Origin of the sequence: Streptomyces canus (assembly GCF_030816965.1) — a bacterium.
GTDB classification, from domain to species: Bacteria; Actinomycetota; Actinomycetes; order Streptomycetales; family Streptomycetaceae; genus Streptomyces; species Streptomyces canus_E.
The window spans coordinates 10,120,091-10,141,604 of record NZ_JAUSYQ010000002.1 but is presented as its reverse complement, the minus strand read 5'-3'; the positions used below and the strand labels follow the sequence as shown (position 1 = coordinate 10,141,604).

Sequence of the window (21,514 nt, the reverse complement as noted above, 5' to 3'; positions counted from 1 at the left end):
CCAGCAGCAACTGCAGGCCATCGCCGCCGGGCGGCTCAAGGCCCCGGTCGCGAAGGTCTACCACGGCCTGGAGCAGGTTCGCGATGCCCAGGCCGACGTCGAGTCCGGCACCACGCCGGCAAGCACGTGGTGCTGCTCGACGACTGAGAAACACACCCATCCGCGCCGACCGGAGCCGGCTGCGGCGGCAAGAACGAAAAGAGACTGTCATGGGCGTCAACAAGGAAGAAATCAGCAAGACCATCCTGGAACTGGAGAAGTCCTTCAACGAGCGGTGGAGCGTCGGCGACAACGGCGGCTACCTCGACGCGTTCGCCGACGAGGTCAGCTATTTCGACCCGATCCTCGAGAACATCGTGGTCGGCCGGGACAAGGTCATCGCATGGATCGACTCCATCTACTCCAACCCGCACATCGTGCGCAGCGAGTACCTCAACCCGCAGGTTCACGTCAGCGACAGCGGTGACTTCGCTGTCCTGGCGTACAACCTGAACACCTACGTTCTCGACGAGAACGGCAAGGACAAGCAGCTGCGCGCCTGGAACGCCACCCACGGTTACCGCCTCATCGACAACCAGTGGCGCATCGCGCACTCCAACTGGGCGTTCTCCCAGACCGTGACGGAAAAGATCGCTTCCTGACCGGGAGAACCCGAAGCAACGCCGCCGGGTACCAGCATGCTCAGCGAAAGGACCGATCAAGGAGCAAGGCCGTCAAGAAGGCGGCCGACCCCGGCCCGGCCCCCGCCCCGGACGCGATCAAGGCCGTGGGGATGCGGGCTTGTGCCGCGCCCACGCGCCCGCCTCACATGCCGGTCCTGGCTTCGCGGGCCGCGAAGGCGGCCGGGGTGAGACCGGTGTGGCCACGGAAGAAGCGGCCGAAGTTCGCGGGATCGGTGAACCCGAGATGGACGGCCACAGCCCGGGCATCCCACCAGGCGCCTCCCAGCAGGCGCCGGGCTTCGAGGAGGCGCCGCTCGTCGATGACCTCACGTACCCCCTTGCCGGTGGCGTCCCGGGCCGCGCGGCTGAGGGTACGAACCGAACAGCCGAGCAGCCCGGCATAGTCCGCAGCCCGGTGCAGTTCCCGGAAGTGCAGCTCCAGGGAGTCCACGAACCGTGCGTACGTGACCCTGCGGCCCTTGCCGCCCGCCAACGCGCCGTTGGAGCGCCGCCTACCTGGGCAACGGCCGCCGACGGTGCCAACGACTGGGCGAGCGGAGTAAACCGCTCGATCACCTCCATGAGCTCCCGAGCCCTTCGCCCTGGCGAAGCCTCACGCGGCCTCCTTCACACCCTCCCGAGCACAGGCCGTACGAGTCCCTGCTGCCTCAACCGGCTGGACGATCGCCGTCTCGAGCTCAAGTGGCCAGCCAGTTCGCTGTCTTGGGCCCTCAGGAATCCGCGAACCTGTCGGCTTCTGGAGGGGCCGATGCCGATGCGGACGTCGACGCAGAGGCGGGAGATCGTCCTGATCCGCAGGACCTCCCCCAGCCTGCGGGCATCGACGCCGTGGTAGCGCAGCGCTCCGCGCAGATCCACCAGCGCCGCGGTCGGGGGCAGCGCCTGCACCACCGGCGACAGCCCGGACAGCTCCCTCCAGCACCTGCCTGTATGTCTCCTCCGGCAGCCGGTCCGCACAGCGCACGTGCATCACCACGCCCTGTCCGTCCGCCGTCGCCCGCGTCCTCATCGTGCTCACCTCCCCCACCACGTTATCGAACGTTAAATCGAACACGCGAGGGCGCAACGTCTCGATCTTGAGTCTAGAATCAAAAATGTGTTCGATGACCTGCCGCCCGACCTGGAGCGACTGCACACCCTGCGGGTGTGGCATGCCCTGTGGCTGAACCGCATCGACCGCAAGATCGCCCTGCTGGAACGCCGCACGGCAGAAGCCGCACACGGCCACAAGAGCCGGCCGCGGCCGCCGGAGTGGGTCGTCGAAGTCGGCATCGGCACCGGCAAGCCGCCCGTCCAGGTCCACGCCGGCACCTGCCACATGATCGGCTCCCGCCGCCGCCCCGTCAGCCGCGACGAAGCCCGCCGCCTCCTGGCCGACGGACTGCGCGCCTGCACCCACTGCCAGCCCGACACCCAGCTCCACATCATCGACTTAGCCGCCTGCTCGCCCACGTGCGCGCCATCGACCACATCGCCGACTCCACCCCCGACGACTCCTGACCCCGGCTACCACACCATCGGAGGCCCGGCGGCCCCGCCCGGCGCGCAACACCGGCGAGCGCACCCCGAGCAGACGCGAACGCTGAGCCGACCTGGAAAACTCCGGGACGCCGGAAGCTTCGCGCAACATTTACCGCAACACTCAGGGCGGCATCCGCCGAAACACGTGGGCGCAACCCCAGGCCACGGTCGCGACCACATCCTCCCGCCCTCGTCCCGCCCCCACGCGACCCTGCCGGCACTGGACGGCCGACCGGGCTCGGCATGTGGCAGCCGGTGTGCCTGGTGGGCCCCAACAGGGACCATCCGGATCGGAAGGTGTGTCCGAGTTTCCTGGGCGAGTGCCGCCCGCCCGCCGCGGTCCGCCGGTCACCGGGCCGTGTGGCACGGGCGCTCCGTGACGCGTGACCGTAATGCCCGTATCCTCATCAATGCCAGACTCTCTTCCGAGCAGCGAATTGTCGCGGGCGCAAGTGAGGCGAAGCGTGGTTCGGTCCGGCGAGGAACGCAAGCCTGCGGGACGTGCGACGGACGGCACGGGGCCCGCCAGTCCGCGTGAGCTGTTCCTGCAGGGCGAGCCGGTCGCGGAGGGCGTACGGACGTCCATCCTGAACTCGTGGCAGCGCTGCCGCTCCCTCGGCCTGTCGCCCGACACGCTCGACCTGCCCTACCGGGGGGATTTCGACCCGGGCGGTCGTATCGTCGCGGCGGCTGTGCCGGTGCTCGACCGACTGCAGGCCACGTTCGCCGGAAGCCAGGTCAACATCTCCGTCGCCGACGCGAACGGGACAGTGCTGCTGCGCCGATTCGGGGACCCGTCAATGGCCAGGAGCCTGCCGGCCATCCAGGTCGAGCCCGGGTTCGTGTTCGCCGAGCAGGTCGCCGGCACCAACGGCATCGGGCTGGCCCTTGCGGAGCGGCGGCTCATCCGCGTCTACGGCGCCGAGCACTTCGCGGAGCGCTCCCAGCAAAGCGCCTGCGTCGCGCTGCCCGTCCGGGACCCGCTCAGCGGACGCATCGAAGGCGTCCTGTGCCTCGGCTATCCGCGCGGTTTCGAGCAGCCCGTCCTGGGCGTCGCCATCCGCAGAGCGGCGGAGGGCATTGAACGGCGGCTGCTGGCGCAGAGTTCCGCGCACGAGGGCGCCCTGTTGCGGACGTACCTGGCCGCCGGGGCCGGAACCGACGGTCCGCATCGCGGCGTGGCGATGGACGCGCTGGCGAACGAGTTCCGTTCCCGTGACGAGGCGATCCTGAGGGAGAAGGCCGCCGAGCTGATCTCCGGAGCGCAGCGGAGTGCCGTGGAGGTGACCCTTCCCGACGGCCGACGGGTCACCCTGATGAGCCGCCCGGTGACGAGCAGCTCCGGGGTGCGGGGCATCGCCGTCGAGGCCGTGCTGCCGGGCGCCCTGGTGGGACAGCGGCTTGCCGTACCCCACCAGACGGACGAGCTGCCCGCCCTCACCGCTCCGCTCTCGGCCGCGCGCCCGTCGATCATCCTGCCGCCCGGCCACCTCGCCGCGGTCCCCGGCCCGGTCATCACCGCCGACGGAGATGCAGGCCCGGCCGGACCGCACGCGCCCGCCGAGCCCGGTGCAACCCCATCGGCGGCAGGCGACGGGCGCGCCGTCGGCCCGGTCGCGGGGGACAGTGGCCGGGGTTCCGCCGAGCCGGACGCGGCCGGTGGTCACCACCGGGCCGCCGGGCCCGGCATGGCCGGCAAAAGTCAGGGCGCCACCGAGCCCAACACGGCCGACAGAAGTCAAGGCGCCACCGAGCCCAACACGACCGACAGAAGTCAAGGCGCCACCGAGCCCCACACGACCGACAGAAGTCAAGGCGCCACCGAGCCCCACACGACCGACAGAAGTCAAGGCGCCACCGAGCCCGCCACGCCCCTCACGGCCCGCGGGGGCCAGAGCGCTTCCGAGCCCGCCACGCCCCTCACGGCCCGCGGAAGCCGCGGCCCGGCGGATGAGCAGTCCGAGGCGGCGTTCCCGGCCCGGGCGCTGGTGATGCTGGGGGAGCCGCACGTCGGGGCCTACGCTCTGGCCGCCCGTCGGCGTCTGGAGCTGCTGTCCGAGGCCAGTAGCCGCATCGGCACCACCCTGGATGTGCGCCGCACCGCCGAGGAACTGGCCGAGACCGCGGTCCCCGGACTGGCCGACTTCGTCACCATCGACCTCCCCGACGCCGTACTGCGCGGCGAGGAGTCCGCCGATCCCCTCGCCGACCTGCGCCGTACGGTCCTCCACGGCATCCGCGAGGGCCTGCCCTTCACCCCGCCCGGCGAGCGCATCGACTTCGGCCCGACCGCGCCCCAGTTGCGCTGTCTCACCAGCGGCGAGGCCGTGCTGGAACCAGACCTCAAGGCCGCCGCCGGCTGGCTCGCCCAGGACCCCGAGCACACCGCGCGCCTGCTGACCCACGTCCACTCCCTCATCGCGGTCCCGCTGCTCGCCCGCGGTGTCGTCCTCGGCATCGCCAGCTTCTACCGATCCGGCGCCTCCTTCGGGGACGACGACCGCTCCCTGGCCCAGGAACTCGCCTCCCGCGCCGCCCTGTCCATCGACAACGCCCGGCGCTACACCCACGAACGCGGCATGGTCCTGGCCCTCCAGCGCCGGCTCCTCCCACACGGCCTGCCCGACCAGGACGCCGTCGAGGTCGCCCATCGCTACCTGCCCGCCGAGTCCGACGTGGGCGGCGACTGGTATGACGTCATCCCCCTGTCCGGCTCCCGCGTCGGGCTCCTCGTCGGCGACGTCGTCGGCCACGGCATGCTCTCCGCCGCCACCATGGGCCGCCTCCGCACCGCCGCCCGCAGCTTCGCCGAGCTCGACTTCCCGCCGGACGAGGTCCTCACCCACCTGGACAACCTCGTGGGCCGCCTGGACCGGGAGGACCCGGACGGCAAGGGCCCCGGCGTCATCGGCGCGACCTGCCTCTACGCCATCTACGACCCGACCTCGCAGCGATGCCTGATGGCCCGCGCCGGGCACCCGCCGCCCGCGCTCGTCCACCCCGACGGCACCGTGACCTACCCCGAGCTCCCCGCCGGGCCTCCGCTCGGCCTCGGAGGCCTGCCCTTCGACGCCGCCGAGGTCGACCTCCCCGCGGGCAGCCAGCTGGTCATGTACACCGACGGGCTCATCGAGGACCGGCACCGTGACGTCGACGTAGTCCTGGAGCAGCTGCGCGAGGCCCTGGCCCGCCCCGAGCGCGCCCCCGAGGAGACCTGCCAGGCGGTCCTGGACACCGTCGCACCCGCACACCCGCACGACGACATCGCCCTGCTCGTCGCCCGTGTCCACGCCCTGGACCCCGAGCGGATCGCCGACTGGGAGATGTCCGCCGACCCGGCCCTCGTCGGCGAGGTCCGGGCGTCCGCCATGCGGTGGCTGTCCGACCGGGGACTCGACGAGGCCGCGTTCGCCGCGGAGCTGATACTCAGCGAGCTGATCACCAACGCCATCCGGCACGGCGCCGAGCCCATCCGGGTACGGCTGCTCTACGGCCGGACCCTGATCTGTGAGGTCTCCGACGCCAGCAACACCGCCCCGCACCTGCGCCGAGCGGCCAGTACCGACGAGGGCGGCCGCGGGCTCTTCCTCGTCGCGCAGCTCTCGCAGAGCTGGGGCACGCGCTACCTGCCGGAGGGCAAGGTCATCTGGGCCGAATGCGGGCTCGACGCCGCGTGACGAGGCGACCGGCCCCATGCCGACCCCTTTCCCGTCCAGAAGGTCGCCCCATCGGCGTCGCGCCGATCCGAAATATGCCTGAAATGCTGTAGTTTGATCAGGTGTGCGACGCTTCCGACATGCCGACGAAGGCGGCTTCGCCCTTCGGGCCCGAACCCCTGGTCCGTATCCGCGGGCTCAGCAAACGGTTCGGCGGCACGGTCGCGCTGGGCGGGGTCGATCTGGACGTCCACCCCGGCAGTGTCCTGGCCCTGCTCGGGCCGAACGGCGCCGGGAAATCAACCCTCATCAAGATCCTCGCCGGAGTCCACGACGCCGACGCGGGACAGATCACCGTCGCCGGAGAGCCGCTCGGCAGCCCGACCGCCACCCGGAGCATGTCCTTCATCCACCAGGACCTCGGGCTCGTGGAGTGGATGACGGTCGCCGAGAACCTCGCCCTGACCGCGGGGTACGCGCGCCGGTCCGGGCTGATCTCCTGGCGGCGCACCCGCGAGCGCTGCGCCGACGCCCTGCAGATTGTCTCCGCCCGCCTCGACCCCGGCGCCCCGGTCTCCGGACTCGCGCCGGCCGACCGCTCGCTGGTCGCCATCGCCCGGGCGCTGGCGGCACGCGCACGTGTCGTCGTCCTCGACGAGCCGACCGCCCGCCTGCCCGCCGCGGACAGCGCCCGGCTCTTCCGTGTCCTGCACGACCTGCGCGATCGAGGGCACGCCATCCTCTACGTCAGCCACCGCCTGGACGAGGTCTACCGGGTCGCCGACGTCTTCGCCGTCCTGCGCGACGGCCGTCTCGTCAGCCACGGCCCGCTGGCCGGCCGCAGCCCGGCCCGGCTGGTCCACGACATCGTCGGCGAGGTGGACGAACCAGCCCCCCACCGCACCGCCAGAACCCCGGCTGACGCGCCACCCGCCCTGACCCTCGACGGCGTGCGCACCGCGAGAACCGGGCCCGTCAGCCTCGAACTGGGGACCGGAGAGGTCCTCGGACTGGTCGGCCTCTCCGGAGCCGGGCACATGGACCTGGGCCGCGCCCTCGCCGGCGCCCGGCCCCTCCTGGACGGGCGGGCCGTGCTGCACGGCCGGCCGTACCGCCCCCGCACCGTCGCGGAGGCCGTCGCCCTCGGGGTCGGCCTCGTACCGAGCGACCGGCTGCGTGAGGGCTGCCTCGCCGAGCTGACCGTACGGGAGAACCTCCTGGCCAATCCCGGCGCCGGAGGCCCGCCCGCACCGCGCTGGATCGGCCCCCGCAGCGAACGGGCCCGGGCCGCGGCCCTGATCGAACGGTTCGCGGTGCGCCCCCAGGACACCGAGACAGCCATCGCCACCCTGTCCGGCGGCAACCAGCAGAAGGTCATGATCGGCCGCTGGCTGCGGTCGGACCTGCGGCTGCTGATCCTGGAGGAGCCGACCGCGAGCGTCGACATCGGCGCCAAGGCCGCGATCCACCGTCTGCTCCAGGAGGCACTGGAAGCGGGCCTCGCGGTCCTGCTGCTGTCCACCGACTTCGAGGAGGTGGCGAGCCTCTGCCGACGCACCCTGGTCTTCGTGCGCGGGGCCGTGACGGCGGAGCTGAGCGGCCCCGCCCTGACCGTCACCGAACTCACCCGGGCGGCCTCGGCCCTGCCCCCGTCCACGGCCCGGCACGCATGACGCCGCCGCCCCGGCCCCGACACCGCCCCGGCGGCCACCTCGTCGGCGCCTACGGCCTGCTCGTCCTCACCGCCCTGCTCTACCTGGTCTTCTCCCTCGCTCTGCCCGACACCTTCCCGACGCTGGACACTGTCGACTCGATCCTGTCCAACCAGTCGATCCCGGCGGTCCTCGCGCTCGCCGCCATGGTGCCCATCGTCACCGGAGCATTCGACCTCTCCATCGGCTACGGCCTCGGCCTGGCCCATGTGATGGTGCTGTGGCTCGTCGTCGAGGAGGGCTGGCCCTGGCCGCTCGCCTGTCTCACCGTACTGGCCGGAGGACTGGCCGTGGGCGTCCTCAACGGCGTCGTTGTCGAGTTCGGCCGGATCGACTCCTTCATCGCCACCCTCGGCACCGGCAGCATGATGTACGCCGTGACCGGCTGGATCACCGACGGCGGCCGGATCGTCCCCGGTCCGCAGGGCCTGCCGCCCGCGTTCACCGACCTCTACGACTCCTCGTTCCTCGGCCTCCCGGTCCCCGCCTTCTACGTGCTCGCCCTCGCGGCCGTCCTCTGGCTGGTGCTGGAGCGGCTGCCCCTCGGCCGGTACCTGTACGTCGTCGGGTCGAACCCGCGCGCGGCCGACCTCGTGGGCATTCCGACCCGCCGGTACACCGTCTACGCATTCGCCGCCTCGGGCCTGATCGTCGGTTTCGCCGGCGTGCTGCTCGCCGCCCAGCAGCAGATCGGCAACCCGAGCGTGGGCCTGGACTACCTGCTGCCCGCCTTCGTCGGCGCCCTCCTCGGCTCCACAGCGATCAAGCCCGGCCGGCCCAACGCCCTCGGCACCGTCGTCGCCGTCGCCGTTCTCGCCGTCGGCCTCACCGGCATGGCCCAGCTGGGCGCCGAGTTCTGGACGGTCCCGCTGTTCAACGGCGGCACCCTGCTCCTCGCCGTGGGCCTGGCCGGCTACGCGGCCCGCCGACGGCTACGCGGCGGCGCGGCCCGCGACACACCCGCCGCGCCGCCCCCGCTCTCCCCGGCGCCGGAGAGCGGGACGTCACCGCCCTGACCCCGCGGCACGCCCGCCGCGTCGATCCCCTCACTGGAGCTCCCGTGCACCGCACCCGCAAGGCCGCCCCCGCAGCCCGCACCGCGCGGCTCGCCTCCTGCGCCCTGCTGGCCACGGCCGCCGCCCTCGTCGGCTGCGAACGCGGCTCCTCCTCCGACAGCGCGGAGGAGAGCGCGACGGGCCCGAACGGCTGCCCCACCGTCCACACCCGGGCCCGGGAAGCCGTCACGCGGGCGCAGCGCAACGACATCCCCTGGGCAGGGCCCACCAGCGGCCCCGAGGCGGTGTCCGGCAGGACGATCGTCTACGTCGCCCAGACCATGACCAACCCCGGCGTCGCGGGCGCCGCCCACGGGGTGCGGGACGCCGCGCGGGTCATCGGCTGGAACGTCCGGGTGATCGACGGCGGCGGCACTCCGGCCGGCATCCAGGCGGCCATGAGCGAAGCCGTGACCCTGCGGCCCTCGGGCATTGTCATCGGCGGGTTCGACCCCGGCTCAACGGCCCAGCAGGCCGCCCGGGCCACCGCACAGGGCATCCCGCTCGTCGGCTGGCACGCGGTCCCCGAGCCCGGCCCCAGCCGGCAGCCCGACCTCTTCACCAACGTGACCACCCGCGTCCAGGACGTGGCCCGGATCAGTGCGCAGTGGATCATCTCCGAATCCGACGGCCGCGCCGGGGTCGTGCTCATCACCGACGCCTCGATCCCCTTCGCGCGGAACAAGTCCGACCTGATCCGCAAGGAGCTGGCGAGCTGTCAGGGGGTGCGGCTGCTCTCGGTGGAGAACATCCCGATCCCCGACGCCAGCAGCCGCACCCCCCAGGAGATCTCCTCCCTGCTGTCCCGCTTCCAGGACCGCTGGACCCACTCCGTGGCCATCAACGACCTGTACTTCGCCGACGCCGCCCCCGCCTTCCGCGCCGCCGGCGAGAAGGGCTCCGGGCCGCCCTTCAACATCGGGGCCGGCGACGGCGACCCGTCCGCCTTCCAGCGCGTGAACAGCAGGCAGTACCAGGCCGCCACCGTGCCCGAGCCGCTGTCCCTCCAGGGCTGGCAGATCGTCGACGAGTTCAACCGCGCCTTCTCCGGCCGTCCCCACAGCGGATACGTGGCGCCGGTGCACATCGCCACGGCCGGCAACAGCGCAGGCGCCACCACCTGGGACCCGTCGGGCTACCGGGAGGCGTACCGGAAGATCTGGGGGAAGTGACTCGTCACGACCCGAACGCGGGGCCGGCGGCGCCACATACCCTTCATCCGGGTCCGGGGACGTTCCCAGCGCCGCTTCTCCATCGCCGCACTTGCCTGGTACCGGTCCAGGCCGCACGTTGATCATCAAAATCGTGCAGATCACGGCTGCCCATGGGCGCGGGGTCAGGCCACGCGGCCGTGCTCTTGTCTGCGGCGTGGGTGTCCTGGGTCGCGAAGACCTCGGCGAGGTGGGGGACGCGGTCACGGGCCGACATGTCCGAAAGACCACGGAAGACTTCGTCCGCGACGCGGCACTCAAGGCTGCCAATGAGGCGACGCCGGCTCGAAGGGCGGCACCGGCGCCTTAACCAGTGGTGTTGTCAGTGGTGGCGTGCAGGATGACGGCATGACCACACCAGTTGCGCAGATCGTGGACGCCGCTGCCTATGCACAGGCCGTCGAGGACGTCGTGGCGGCCGCGGCCGCCTACTACACGGACGGCACCTCTCCACTCGACGACGACGCCTACGACCAGTTGGTGCGCGGCATCGCCGTGTGGGAGGACGCGCACCCCGACCAGGTGTTGCCGCACTCCCCCACGGGCAAGGTCGCCGGTGGCGCGGTTGAGGGCGATGTGCCGCACACGGTGGCGATGCTGAGCCTGGACAACGTGTTCTCGCCCGAGCAGTTCACCGCGTGGACGGCTTCGCTGGCCCGCCGGATCGGGCACGAGGCGGAACGCTTCAGCGTGGAGGCCAAGCTCGACGGTCTCGCCGTCGCGGCCCGCTACACCCAGGGGCGCCTGACCCGGCTGATCACCCGCGGCGACGGGATCGCCGGGGAGGACGTCTCGCACGCGATCGGCACCCTCGAAGGGCTGCCGGAGAAGCTGGACCAGCCGGTCACCGTGGAGGTGCGCGGCGAAGTCCTCATGACGACGGCCCAGTTCGAGCACGCCAACGAGGTGCGCACCGCGCACGGCGGGCAGCCGTTCGCCAACCCGCGCGGCGCGTCCGCGGGCACGCTGCGGGCCAAGGACCGGGCGTACACGGTGCCGATGACGTTCTTCGGCTACGGCCTGCTGCCCCTGCCGGACACCGACGCCGAGCTCGCCGTACGGCTGGACGGGCTCGCCCACAGCGAACTGATGGCCCTGGCCGCCCGGCTGGGAGTGCACACCACCAACGCCACCGCGGTGCCCACCGTCACGGCCACGACCGTGGACGAGGTCCTGGAGCGCGTACGGGAGATCGCCGCGCTCCGCGCCGAGCTTCCCTTCGGGATCGACGGCATCGTCATCAAGGCCGACCTGGCTGCCGATCAGCGAGCCGCCGGTTCCGGGTCGCGCGCGCCCCGCTGGGCGATCGCCTACAAGCTCCCCGCCGTGGAGAAGATCACCCGCCTGGTGGCGGTGGAGTGGAACGTGGGCCGCACCGGGATCATCGCCCCGCGCGGTGTCCTGGAGCCGGTGGAGATCGAGGGCGCCACCATCACCTACGCGACGCTGCACAACCCGGCCGACATCACCCGCCGTGACCTGCGGCTGGGCGACCACGTCATGGTCCACCGCGCCGGCGATGTCATCCCGCGCATCGAGGCGCCGGTCGCCCACCTGCGCACCGGCGACGAGCAACCGATCATGTTCCCCGAGATGTGCCCGCGGTGCGGCTCCGCCATCGACACCAGCCAGGAGCGCTGGCGGTGCGAGCAGGGCCGTAACTGCCATCTGGTGGCCTCCCTCTCCTACGCCGCCGGCCGCGACCAGCTCGACATCGAGGGCCTGGGCGCCACCCGTGTGGTCCAGCTCGTCGAGGCCGGACTGGTCGCGGATCTGGCCGACCTGTTCGCCCTGACCCGTGAGCAGCTTCTGGCGCTGGAGAGGATGGGCGAGACGAGCACCGACAATCTGCTGACCGCCCTCGCCACGGCCCGGACCCGGCCACTGTCACGGGTGTTGTGCGCTCTCGGCGTACGCGGCACAGGCCGCTCCATGTCCCGCCGCATCGCCCGGCACTTCGCCACCATGGACAACATCCGTGCCGCCGACGCCAAGGCCCTGCAGCAGGTCGAGGGCATCGGCCCGGAGAAGGCCCCCTCCATCGTCGCCGAACTCGCCGAACTCACGGAGCTCATCGACAGACTCACCGCGGCCGGAGTGAACATGACCGAACCGGGCGCCACTCCCCCGCTCGCTGCAGACGAGAGTCCCGCAGCACCTGCCGGCACCTCGGACGCAGAGACGGAAGCGGGCCCGCTCGCGGGCATGACGGTCGTCGTCACCGGCGCGATGACCGGGCCCCTGGAAAACCTCAGCCGCAACCAGATGAACGAGCTCATCGAGCGGGCCGGCGGCAAGTCCTCTTCCAGCGTCTCGAAGAAGACCTCCCTCGTGGTCGCCGGCGAAGGCGCCGGCTCCAAGCGGGCCAAGGCGGAAACCCTCGGCATCCGCCTCGCCGCACCCGACGAATTCGCGCTGCTCGTCGCCGACTACGTGCTCTGATACCGGCACCCGACCGCCTGAGGGCCCCGACCATGGCCCGACCACCGCTGGTCAGCGGAACGCGGTCGGGGCCCGCATCGCTACGAGCCGGGCTCCTGGCGTAGATCCCGGCAGCAGCGCAGCCGCACACGGGGCTCGGTGGGCTCCCGGGTGAGGCTGGTGACGCGGCCCGGTGTTCGGCGGGGTGCCCCGTGTGGGTACGGCCTTCAGGCTGGGAGGGCTCAGGTGTACTGCGGAGCTTGTGCCATGCCCCGCACCATCTCGAGCGGCGCCATCTCCTGATCTGCGGCTCTCAGAAGCCGAATTGGTGACGGCGGAGGAATCACAGAGAGTGCTCGGGAGAGCGAGAGCCGCCCCGCCTGCCGACTCAGTACTGTGACTTCGCATGACCGACACCGAGATCGAGATCACCGCAGACCTGGTCCGCGACCTGCTGCAGGAGCAACACCCAGACCTTGCAGGGCTGGCCATCCGCGAGGTGGCGGGCGGTTGGGGCAACCAAATGTGGCGCCTCGGGGACGAGTTGGCCGTGCGTATGCAGCGCATGGACCCCACCGGGGAGCTCCAGCTCAAGGAGCGGCGGTGGCTACCCGTGCTGGCCCCACGCCTGCCGCTCCCGGTACCGACCCCGGTGCGGTTCGGTGAACCGTCCCAGCGCTTCCCCAAGCACTGGACCGTGATGACGTGGGTCGACGGCGAGCCGCTGGACCACGGCTCGATCAGCCGCGGCGCCCACGCGGCCGACACGCTGGCGGGCTTCCTTACGGCGCTCCATGTGGAGGCACCCGCCGAGGCGCCGATGGCTACCGACCGCGGCGCCCATCCCAGGAACTGCACCGACGGCTTCGAGAACTTCCTCCAGGCCGTTGCCCTCGACGACATCGCTGCCGACGTCCGGGCCGTGTGGGACGACGCGGTTGCGGCCCCCGCGTGGGAGGGCCCGCCGGTGTGGGTGCACGGCGACCTCCATCCCGCGAACGTCGTCGTCTCGTGCGGAACGCTCTCCGGCATCGTCGACTTCGGTGACATGTTCGCCGGCGATCCGGCGTGGGACCTCGCCGCCGCATGGGTGCTGCTACCCGCTGGCACCGCCTCACGGTTCTTCGACACGTACGCGCGCGCAGACGAGGCGGCGATCCGGCGCGCCCGCGGGCTGGCCGCCATGAAGAGCCTTTTCCTGATGCTCATGGGACAGAACGGAGACCGGGGCCTTCCCGGCGGCAAGCCGAACTGGGGACCTGTAGGCCGAGCGGCACTTGATCGTGTTCTGAAGGGCGTCTAGCTGGTGCTGTGAAGCATTGGTGCGCCGGGTGGGGTCCGGCAGGATCTCGTGCATGGCCATGCCATTCCCGCCAGGCTTCCGCGGCCTGGACATCGATGACCAGGACATGGTGATGCTTGCTGAGGGGCCTGCTCAAGGTTCTCAGAATGGGGTGGTCATCGATGACCGTGGAGTCGATACCGGTAAAGGCCGCGCCGAAAGCGCTCGCATGGCAAGGCGACGAACTGGTCTCCGGATGCGGTCGGCGCTGGGGCCGCGACGGGGTGGAGCGGAAAGCGGTCTTCACGTGGAGCCTTCCGTTCGACGCCGGGATCACTTCGGCCTCGGGGCGGTACTCCGCGGTGTACCAGGAACGCGGCACCCAGGGGGTGTTGCTCGAAGGAGAACGGGTCGTGCGTGCGCTGAACCGCAGCGACTACCAGGCGCCGAACTACGACTACCCGCTCGCATTGGGCACATTGGGTGACGGGCGCGAGGTCGTCGTGCACTGCCCCGACGAGTACAACGTGCTCCAGGTCGAGGACGTGGCGAGCGGCGAGCGGCTGACCGCCGGCAGGCGTGAACCGCAGGACGTCTTCCACTCCAGGCTCAGCCTGAGCCCGGACGGCCGGTACCTGCTCGCGGTCGGATGGTTCTGGCATCCCTTCGGGATCGCCATGGTCTACGACACGGCGCTCGCGCTCACCGACCCCGCCACTCTGGACGGGGAGGGTCTGCTGCCGGCAGCGGCGGTCTTGACCGGCGAAGTGACAGCGGGCTGCTGGCTCGACGTCGATCGGCTCGTACTGGCGACGGGGACCGAAGGGGGAAGCGGCGGAGAGGAGTCCACGCTTCCGGCTCGCCACCTCGGTGTGTGGTCGGTGTCCGAGGGACGGTGGCTCCACCGCAACCCGATCGCCAACGCCGAGCCGGGTGTCCTGCTCCTGCCCCGTGGCGATCACGTGATCTCTCTCTTCGGCCACCCGCGACTGCTCGACACGGCTACCGGGCGCCTCGTTGCGGAGTGGCCCGAAGTAGACGTACCCATGAAGGCCACATGCTTCGGCGTCAGCCACGTGCCCTCTCCCGTGGCCGCGCTCCATCCCGACGGCACCCAACTGGCCATCGCACAGGCACAAGGCCTCGCCCTCATCACGCTCCCGTGATCCAGCCGGTTGCACCAAGCGTGATTGTGCGCACCGAATCCCGGACACACCTATCCGCTGCGCAAGCTCAGCGGAGCTGCTCTCGCAACCGCCGCGACTGGCGAATGCACAGGTTCGCGAGATCCATTGCGCCCCTTCGGACTCCGCACAACAGTGGTGGGCTCGACCTGCCCAGAGGTCGGTGTCGTGCACGAGGCCCCCGGGCATAAACCCGGTGACGTCGACGATCACCCCCGGGATACTGGCGCCCATGGATGAGGTCGAAGTCGTCGTCGCCCATTCCGAGCGCGCGACGCTGCGCGTCGGCGACGTGTTCTTGAAGGTGGACACCGATCAGACGCGCATCGACGTCGAAGTCGAGGCTATGGCCCTCGCACCGGTACCGACCCCGCGGGTCCTGTGGCGCAAGCCGCCCGTGCTCGCGATCGCCGCGGTCCCGGGGACGGCGCTCGGCCGCCTGGGCGAGCCGTCGACCGCGTCGTCGGCGGCGTGGGCCGCGGCGGGCGCCGCCATCCGAAGGCTGCACGAGGCACCGTTGCCGCCCTGGCGCGGTCGGCGCCGCCGGGATCCCGACGAGTTGGCGGCGGAACTCGACGGCGAGTGCGAGTTACTCGTGAAGAACGGTGTCCTGCCCGCCGACCTGGTCACCCGCAACCGCCAGGTCGCCGAGGCCGCGCTCCGACCGTGGACTCCGGCGTTCACGCACGGCGACCTCCAGATCGATCACGTCTTCGTCGACGGCGGCGAGGTCACCGGCATCATCGACTGGTCCGAGGCGGGCCGCGGTGATGCCCTGTTCGACCTCGCCACCTTCACGCTCGGACACGAGGAACACCTCGACGACGTCCTCACCGGCTACGGCACCGACATCGACCTCGACGAGATCCGCGCGTGGTGGTCCTTGCGAAGCCTGCTGGGGGTTCGCTGGCTGATCGAGCACGGATTCGACCCCTTCGCGCCGGGCTGTGAGGTCGACGTGCTGAGATCTCGGATGTGAGGCTGCGGATCCGACTGCTGCTCATGCGTTCTGACGCATCGAGCAGGCCATCCCCTTGGACGCCGTTATTCTGGTGCGGAGCATCCATGCGGACCCCGGCGAGCGCACCGAGCAGACCGGGGCACTCGACTGCCGGCCGCACGCCTGCATGCACTGCCGACCCGGCACCCGGCTACGCACCACCGACGTACTTGAGATGACTGTGTCGCCCATCGCATTGTTGCTGCCCGGGCCGGCGCCGAAATCGGGTGAGGTCGAACGCCGAGTGGCGGATCGGCAGGCCCCGCACGGTCGGCCGGTGCCGTCACCGGCACGTACGGCCAGGTCATCCGAATCAGCGGCCTGCGAAGTTTCGGGTGAGGCGGGACCGGTTTCGTACCCTGGCAGGCATGCGGACGCGCCCAACACTTCACTGGACCCCTCCCCCGGACCTGCCGCCGGGCACCTCCGACCTCCAGCCGGTGGTCGATGCCCTGAGCGCCGGCAGGGTGCTGGTGCTCAGTGGGGCGGGCATTTCCACGGAGTCGGGCATCCCCGCCTACCGGGGCGAAGGCGGAAGTCTGAGTCGGCACACGCCGATGACGTACCAGGACTTCACCGCCACCGCGCAGGCACGGCGAAGATACTGGGCTCGCAGCCATCTCGGGTGGCGTACCTTCGGCCGCGCCCGTCCCAATGCCGGGCACCAGGCCGTCGCCGCGTTCGCTCAGCACGGTCTGCTCTCGGGAGTGATCACCCAGAACGTCGACGGTCTGCATCAGGCCGCCGGCGCCGAGGGGGTCGTAGAACTGCACGGGAGCCTGGCAAGAGTCCGGTGCCTGGCCTGCGACGCCATCACCTCGCGCCAGGACCTCTCCGTACGGCTGGAAGAGGCCAACGCGGCCTTCGAGCCGGTGGCCGCGGGAATCAATCCCGACGGTGACGCCGACCTGTCCGACGAACAGGTCTCCGGCTTTCGCGTCCTGCCCTGCGCGGACTGTGGCGGCATCCTCAAGCCCGATGTGGTGTTTTTCGGCGAGACCGTGCCCGCGCAACGCATCGAGTACTGCCGCCGGTTGGTCCTTGAGGCGAGCACGCTGCTGGTTCTGGGCTCCTCGCTCACGGTGATGTCCGGACTCAGGTTCGTCCGCCAAGCCGCTCAGGCGGGCAAGCGTGTCCTCATCATCAACCGGGATCCCACCCGCGGTGACCAACTCGCCCATACCCGCGTCAGCCTCCCGCTGGGAACCGCCCTGCACTCTGTCGCAGATGTTCTGAACCTTCCTCTCGACCGGGCATAGCCAGGCCTCGGGGCAGTTTTACCGGTCACCGGGTTCCAGCGGCACCTGCCTGCGGACGGGGCCCGGTGGGCGCACGGCATCACGGACGAGACGGTCTGCGACGTCGCGGGCCGCAGGGTCGCCCGGCGGCTGGCTCGACTGAGCGTCGATGAGACCGTCCACCGGCTCGAGCGCTACCGGAGACGCACCTGCCCCTCCGGGACAGGGCCATCGTGGGCTCCTCCGGTTGAACTGCCCGTTCGCCAGGGAGACTTGCGCGATGGGCTGCCCTGGTTCAGGGAGCAAGCGACGACAGCGGGCGCACGCCCCGGGCAGACACTCGCGGGTTCACGAACCCTGACCGGCTGCACAACTCGGCGGGGCACCATCTAGCGTCCTGGGATGAGCAGCTTCGACACGCACCGGAGACGGGTCTACGACGAGGGCCTGCCAACGCGCGTCCGCCATACGAATTTGCGGTCGTGCCTCGTCCACTTCGCGCCCTACGGCTTCCGGGCCACGTATCACCATCTCTGCCGCAGCGCGGGGATCCCCACGGATCTGGAGAAGGATCCGGGCTCACTCATACGAGCCGTCGAGGAGTTGCGCCAAGCCCGACAGCTCTGGCTCGCTGACGAGCGCGCCTACGCCAACAGTCGCCGGGCGGACAAAGCGCGTGGCTATCGGCAGGTGAAGCGAGACGAGTCCTGGCGAGGCTGGCAGCGTGGGTGGGGGAACATCGCCTACTGTCCCGAGCCGACGCTTCATCCCCACGAGCCGCTGCCGACGGTGGTCGACCGGGTGCTCCGTTCCTCAGTCCCGCCGGATGAAGCTCCTGCGCTGACGTGCCGTGTCTGCGGAAACCGGGACAACACCAGAGCCTGGTACGACGGCGCCCTCCGGATCCATCAGCTGTGCATGGAATGCGGGGTCAGTCTCGCGGTGCAGCGGGCCGACGGGCCCGACCCGCTGTTGGCGGCCGACCATGCCCGGCAGTGGAAGGAGATCTGGAGGCTCCGCAACGAATCTCCTCGCAGCTACCCGAGCTGAGTTTTCGGCCGGGGCAGGCATGCGGACGGGGTGTGAGCCGGCGGTGACGGCGTCGATGTCCTGGCGGAGAACGTCGGCGAAGGAACGGATCGCCCTCAGGTCGCAACGTGCGGCCTGCCGGATACGAGGGCGTCGGTGATGAACCCGTTCCGGAGAACCGGCGGGTGGATGGTGCCAGCCGACGGCAGACCAGCGCGCTTGGCCAGGCGGCGCAGCATCTTCCACACCTCCGGTGCACGCAACCGGGCCCCGTGCGGGTGAGGAACAGCGGCCCCTCCGTCCGCCCCGTCAGACAACTGTCCAGGGCGTCGACCGTGATGGGCGGCAGCGGCGAATTCGCTGCGGCCCCAGCCCTTTTGGGGTAGCGCAGCAGCACCAGGGCGGGTGCGCGCAGCGACAGCTCTCGTGCGGCAGCAATGGGCCCCGCCGCCCGGGTCCCGAGGGGCCCGGGCGGCGGGGTGCCGGTGGCGCCGGGTCAGGGTGTCAGTTGCCAGCGGGCGATGTATCCGACGTCGATGGACGCCCGGTCCTGTACGCGCAGCTTCCATGTGCCGTTGAGCGGTTGCGTGGAGGCGTCGACCGTGAAGGTCTGGTCGACGTTGTCGGCGGAGCCTCCGCTGCGGTTGAGCAGGGAGTAGACGGTGCCGTCGGGGCCGACGAGGTCGACGGTCAGGTCACCGCGGTAGGTGTGGACGATGTTGACGTAGACCTTGGTGGTCGCGGAGGCTTTGCCGTCGCGGCCTGTGATGGTCACAGGGGACTCCACGGCGGCCCCGTTGTCGGGGATGTCCACGCGGGAGCCGTTGGCGTAGACATAGGCGATCTGCCAGCTGAAGGTGACCGAGGCGGTCGCGCCCGTGCTGTCGGTCACCTTGATCGTGACGTCGCCGGTGCCGAGCGTGGTCGGGGTGCCGCTGATCAGACCGCTCGGGCTGATGGTCAGACCGTCCGGCAGGCCGGTGGCCTCGTAGGTCAGCGAGGCTCCGGCGTTGGTGGTGTAGGCGTCCAACCGCAGGCTGACGTCCTGGTTGAGGCCGCTGATCTGGTCTGCCACCGGCGCGACGTTCACGCCGAGGGCGATGCGGTTGCCGACGTTGATCGCGGCCCAGGCGTCGGCGACGGCGAGGTAGGTCGGGCTGTAGGTGCCGAACAGGTCGGCGGCGGCCGCCAGGGTGGCGGTGCGGGCACCCGCGTAGTTCGTTGTCGAGGTCATGTACGTCGTCAGCGCCCGGTACCAGATCGCGGCCGCGTTCTCGATGCCGATGCCGCTGACGGCCTGACCGTCATAGGTCGGGCTGTCGTACGAGACACCGTTGACGGTCTTGGCGCCGCTGCCCTCGGAGAGCAGGTAGAAGAAGTGGTTCGCCGGCCCCGAGGAGTAGTGGACGTCGACACTGCCCAGGCTGGAGCTCCAACTGTCGTGGGAGGAGCCGTCCTTGGAGGGCTTGTCCATGTAACGCAGGGGGGTGCCGTCGCCGTTGATGTCGATCTTCTCGCCGACGAGGTAGTCACCGGGGTCGGCTGCGAGGTTCGAGTGGAACTCGACGGCCGCCGCGAAGATGTCGGAGGTCGCCTCGTTCAGGCCGCCGGACTCGCCCGAGTAGACCAGGCCCGCGGTGGCGGCGGTGACGCCGTGGCTCATCTCGTGGGCGGCAACGTCGAGCGCCGTCAGCGGGTGGGTGTTGCCCGAGCCGTCACCGTACGTCATGCAGAAGCAGGAGTCCTGCCAGAAGGCGTTGACGTAGTTGCTGCCGTAGTGAGCGCGGCTGTAGGCGGCGACCCCGTCGTTGCGGATGCCGTTGCGGCCGTAGGCCTCTTTGTAGAAGTCCCAGGTGGCCGCGGCGCCGAAGGCCACGTCGACCCCTGCGGTCTGGCGGTTGGACGGCAGACCGTCGCCCCAGACATCGTTGTCGTCCGTGAACAGGGTGCCGGTGCCCGAGGTGCCCTGGCCCAGGTCGTACGTGCGGTGCCCGGCGCGGTCGGGGTCTGCGAGCTGGTATGCCGAGCCGGACAGGGTGGTGCCGAGCGGGACCGTGCCCACGTACTGGCCGGTGCCGGAGCCGGTGTGCACCTTCTCGGCAGCCAGGAGTTCCTTGCCGGTGGCGGCGTCGGTGACGACCTGGAGCTCGCTTGGTGTGCCGTCCTTCTGGACACCTTCCACGACGGTTTCCCAGGCCAGCACGGGCTTGCCAGTTCCGGCCCAGACGACCAGACGGGAGGCGTCGGCCACCTTGGCGTCCCTGACCCGATCCTGCTTCGAGGCGGTAAGGGCCTTGGCGGTGGCGCCTGCGGTCGTGACCTTCGGGCTGAGCGAGGGCACCGACAGCTTCGCCGCGTTGGCCTTGGTGACGGTCGTACGGCCGTTGTCGTCGTGCACGACCAAGTCGCCGCCCAGGACGGGCAACCCGGCGTAGGTGCGCTCGTAGCGAGTGTGTGTGGTGCCGTCGGCGTCCCTGATGACGTCCTTGACGACGAGCCTCTCCTTGGCGCCGAGGCCGATGCGCTGTGCGGTACCGGCCGCCTCGGACCGGGCGCTCCTGATCAGGGCGGTGCGGCGGGCGGGAGACAGCGGGGTCTGGGCGGCGCCGGCCCGAGGCGTGGCGGTGATCTTCGCGCGTGCCGGGTGCGCCGGTGCCGCGGTGGCGGAGTCCGGGACGGCCAGGGCGAGAAGGGAACCCACGGCCGCCAGAGCGAGGGCGGTGAGGCGTCTGGGGCGCACGAGGGCGTTCTGTCGCAGGGGCAAGGGGGGTCTCCTTCGGTACGACGGCCGACCCGTGGTGGGGGCCGTGGACGAGACGGATCGGCGGGGTAGGCCGGTCCGGAGCGCTGCACGGCATGCGGGTGGAAGGAGGTGGGGAGTGGAGGAAACGCGGCTGAGCCGCGTGATGAACCTGTAAGGGAGCTGTGAATTCCCGGAGCAGAGTGACACCGCGGACGTGTTCTTGTCATGCAAGCCTCAAGCCAACGGCTTGAATTGATCACGCAGGCCAGGCAAATCGGTACACACGGCGCCGGTTTTCGGCCTTCCGTGATCGCTGTGCTGCCACCCCCGCGCCCTTTACTGACTGATCCACACGGCCACGCATGCCAGGCCGAAGCCGCCCGGTTGACTTTCCTTGATCCTCAGGCGGAGTTCCGGCTCAGCTGGGACCAGACTTCTCGACCGCTCGGTCAACGCTGCCGTTGCAGTCGCCGGTCGGCGTCTCAGATCTTCCAGGAGCGGATCCGCTCGGCGACTTCGGGGACCCGCAGGCGTGTGTCGCGGATCTTCTGTACGAGGTCGGAAAGGGCGCCGTAGGGCGGGTCGATGCCCTCGCCTGACTGATCCATGTACTGGGCCGCGACGAACGCGGCGTAGAGGCTGTTGCGGTGTGGGAGCGGCTCCTGGAGCACGATGGTGTGCATGAGCGCGGCCGCGCGCCAGGCGGCATCCGGGTCGGCTGCCTGAAAGACGGGGGACACGCTTGAGCGGCGCTGGATCATGGCGTGAGAATGGGGAAG

At 70.7% G+C, this 21,514-nt stretch carries 12 protein-coding genes and 7 pseudogenes; 14 read left to right on the top strand and 5 right to left on the bottom strand.

What is annotated here, in order from left to right:
- Positions 1 to 209: 209 nt before the first annotated feature.
- Positions 210 to 641, top strand: a complete 432-nt coding sequence (locus QF027_RS47440) for a YybH family protein (RefSeq protein ID WP_307081826.1) — start codon at positions 210 to 212, stop codon at positions 639 to 641.
- A gap of 163 nt (positions 642 to 804) precedes the next feature.
- Here QF027_RS47440 and QF027_RS47435 read toward each other — a convergent pair.
- Positions 805 to 1,146 (bottom strand): annotated as a pseudogene (locus tag QF027_RS47435) (helix-turn-helix domain-containing protein); the annotation flags it as partial.
- A 275-nt stretch (positions 1,147 to 1,421) separates the two neighbouring features.
- Positions 1,422 to 1,692: pseudogene (locus tag QF027_RS47430) on the bottom strand (hypothetical protein); the annotation flags it as partial.
- Positions 1,693 to 1,779: 87 nt separating this feature from the next.
- Between QF027_RS47430 and QF027_RS47425 the strand changes: the two are divergent.
- The 8 genes and pseudogenes from QF027_RS47425 to ligA all read left to right on the top strand — a co-directional run.
- A pseudogene (locus QF027_RS47425) lies at positions 1,780 to 2,046 on the top strand (DUF6233 domain-containing protein); the annotation flags it as partial.
- 309 nt (positions 2,047 to 2,355) lie between these two features.
- Positions 2,356 to 2,522 (top strand): annotated as a pseudogene (locus QF027_RS47420) (YjbQ family protein); the annotation flags it as partial.
- Positions 2,523 to 2,668: 146 nt separating this feature from the next.
- Complete coding sequence (locus QF027_RS47415; protein ID WP_307081824.1) at positions 2,669 to 5,881, top strand: SpoIIE family protein phosphatase; 3,213 nt, start codon at positions 2,669 to 2,671, stop codon at positions 5,879 to 5,881.
- A gap of 119 nt (positions 5,882 to 6,000) precedes the next feature.
- Positions 6,001 to 7,533, top strand: coding sequence for a sugar ABC transporter ATP-binding protein (locus QF027_RS47410; protein ID WP_307081823.1), 1,533 nt, complete (start codon positions 6,001 to 6,003; stop codon positions 7,531 to 7,533).
- A complete protein-coding gene (locus QF027_RS47405) occupies positions 7,530 to 8,588 on the top strand; it encodes an ABC transporter permease (protein ID WP_307081822.1) in 1,059 nt (352 codons plus the stop codon). The genes QF027_RS47410 and QF027_RS47405 overlap by 4 nt, the downstream gene beginning before the upstream one ends.
- A 44-nt stretch (positions 8,589 to 8,632) precedes the next feature.
- Positions 8,633 to 9,799, top strand: coding sequence for a substrate-binding domain-containing protein (locus QF027_RS47400; protein ID WP_307081821.1), 1,167 nt, complete (start codon positions 8,633 to 8,635; stop codon positions 9,797 to 9,799).
- A 6-nt stretch (positions 9,800 to 9,805) separates the two neighbouring features.
- A pseudogene (locus QF027_RS50075) lies at positions 9,806 to 9,901 on the top strand (transposase); the annotation flags it as partial.
- 285 nt (positions 9,902 to 10,186) lie between these two features.
- Positions 10,187 to 12,280 (top strand): NAD-dependent DNA ligase LigA, encoded by a 2,094-nt coding sequence (ligA, locus tag QF027_RS47395; protein ID WP_307081818.1) that lies wholly within the window; start codon positions 10,187 to 10,189, stop codon positions 12,278 to 12,280.
- An 80-nt stretch (positions 12,281 to 12,360) separates the two neighbouring features.
- Here the strand turns inward: ligA and QF027_RS49910 are convergent.
- Positions 12,361 to 12,435, bottom strand: a pseudogene (locus QF027_RS49910) (DUF6207 family protein); the annotation flags it as partial.
- A 230-nt stretch (positions 12,436 to 12,665) separates the two neighbouring features.
- Here QF027_RS49910 and QF027_RS47390 point away from each other — a divergent pair.
- The 5 genes from QF027_RS47390 to QF027_RS47370 all read left to right on the top strand — a co-directional run bounded on the left by QF027_RS47390 (position 12,666) and on the right by QF027_RS47370 (position 18,013).
- A complete protein-coding gene (locus tag QF027_RS47390; RefSeq protein ID WP_306972665.1) occupies positions 12,666 to 13,562 on the top strand; it encodes an aminoglycoside phosphotransferase family protein in 897 nt (298 codons plus the stop codon).
- Positions 13,563 to 13,723: 161 nt separating this feature from the next.
- A complete protein-coding gene (locus QF027_RS47385) occupies positions 13,724 to 14,707 on the top strand; it encodes a hypothetical protein (RefSeq protein WP_307081817.1) in 984 nt (327 codons plus the stop codon).
- A 250-nt stretch (positions 14,708 to 14,957) separates the two neighbouring features.
- Positions 14,958 to 15,704, top strand: coding sequence for a phosphotransferase family protein (locus QF027_RS47380; RefSeq protein ID WP_307081815.1), 747 nt, complete (start codon positions 14,958 to 14,960; stop codon positions 15,702 to 15,704).
- A gap of 389 nt (positions 15,705 to 16,093) precedes the next feature.
- Positions 16,094 to 16,984, top strand: coding sequence for an NAD-dependent protein deacetylase (locus QF027_RS47375; protein WP_306972668.1), 891 nt, complete (start codon positions 16,094 to 16,096; stop codon positions 16,982 to 16,984).
- A gap of 381 nt (positions 16,985 to 17,365) precedes the next feature.
- Entirely contained in the window at positions 17,366 to 18,013 is a 648-nt protein-coding gene (locus QF027_RS47370; protein WP_307081813.1) for a hypothetical protein, read from the top strand.
- Positions 18,014 to 18,488: 475 nt separating this feature from the next.
- On the opposite strand, the gene QF027_RS47365 is transcribed toward QF027_RS47370, so the two are convergent.
- Together QF027_RS47365 and QF027_RS47360 are read right to left on the bottom strand one after the other, a co-directional pair.
- Positions 18,489 to 20,756 (bottom strand): M4 family metallopeptidase, encoded by a 2,268-nt coding sequence (locus QF027_RS47365; RefSeq protein ID WP_307081811.1) that lies wholly within the window; start codon positions 20,754 to 20,756, stop codon positions 18,489 to 18,491.
- A 461-nt stretch (positions 20,757 to 21,217) separates the two neighbouring features.
- A pseudogene (locus QF027_RS47360) lies at positions 21,218 to 21,460 on the bottom strand (toxin Doc); the annotation flags it as partial.
- Positions 21,461 to 21,514: the final 54 nt, after the last annotated feature.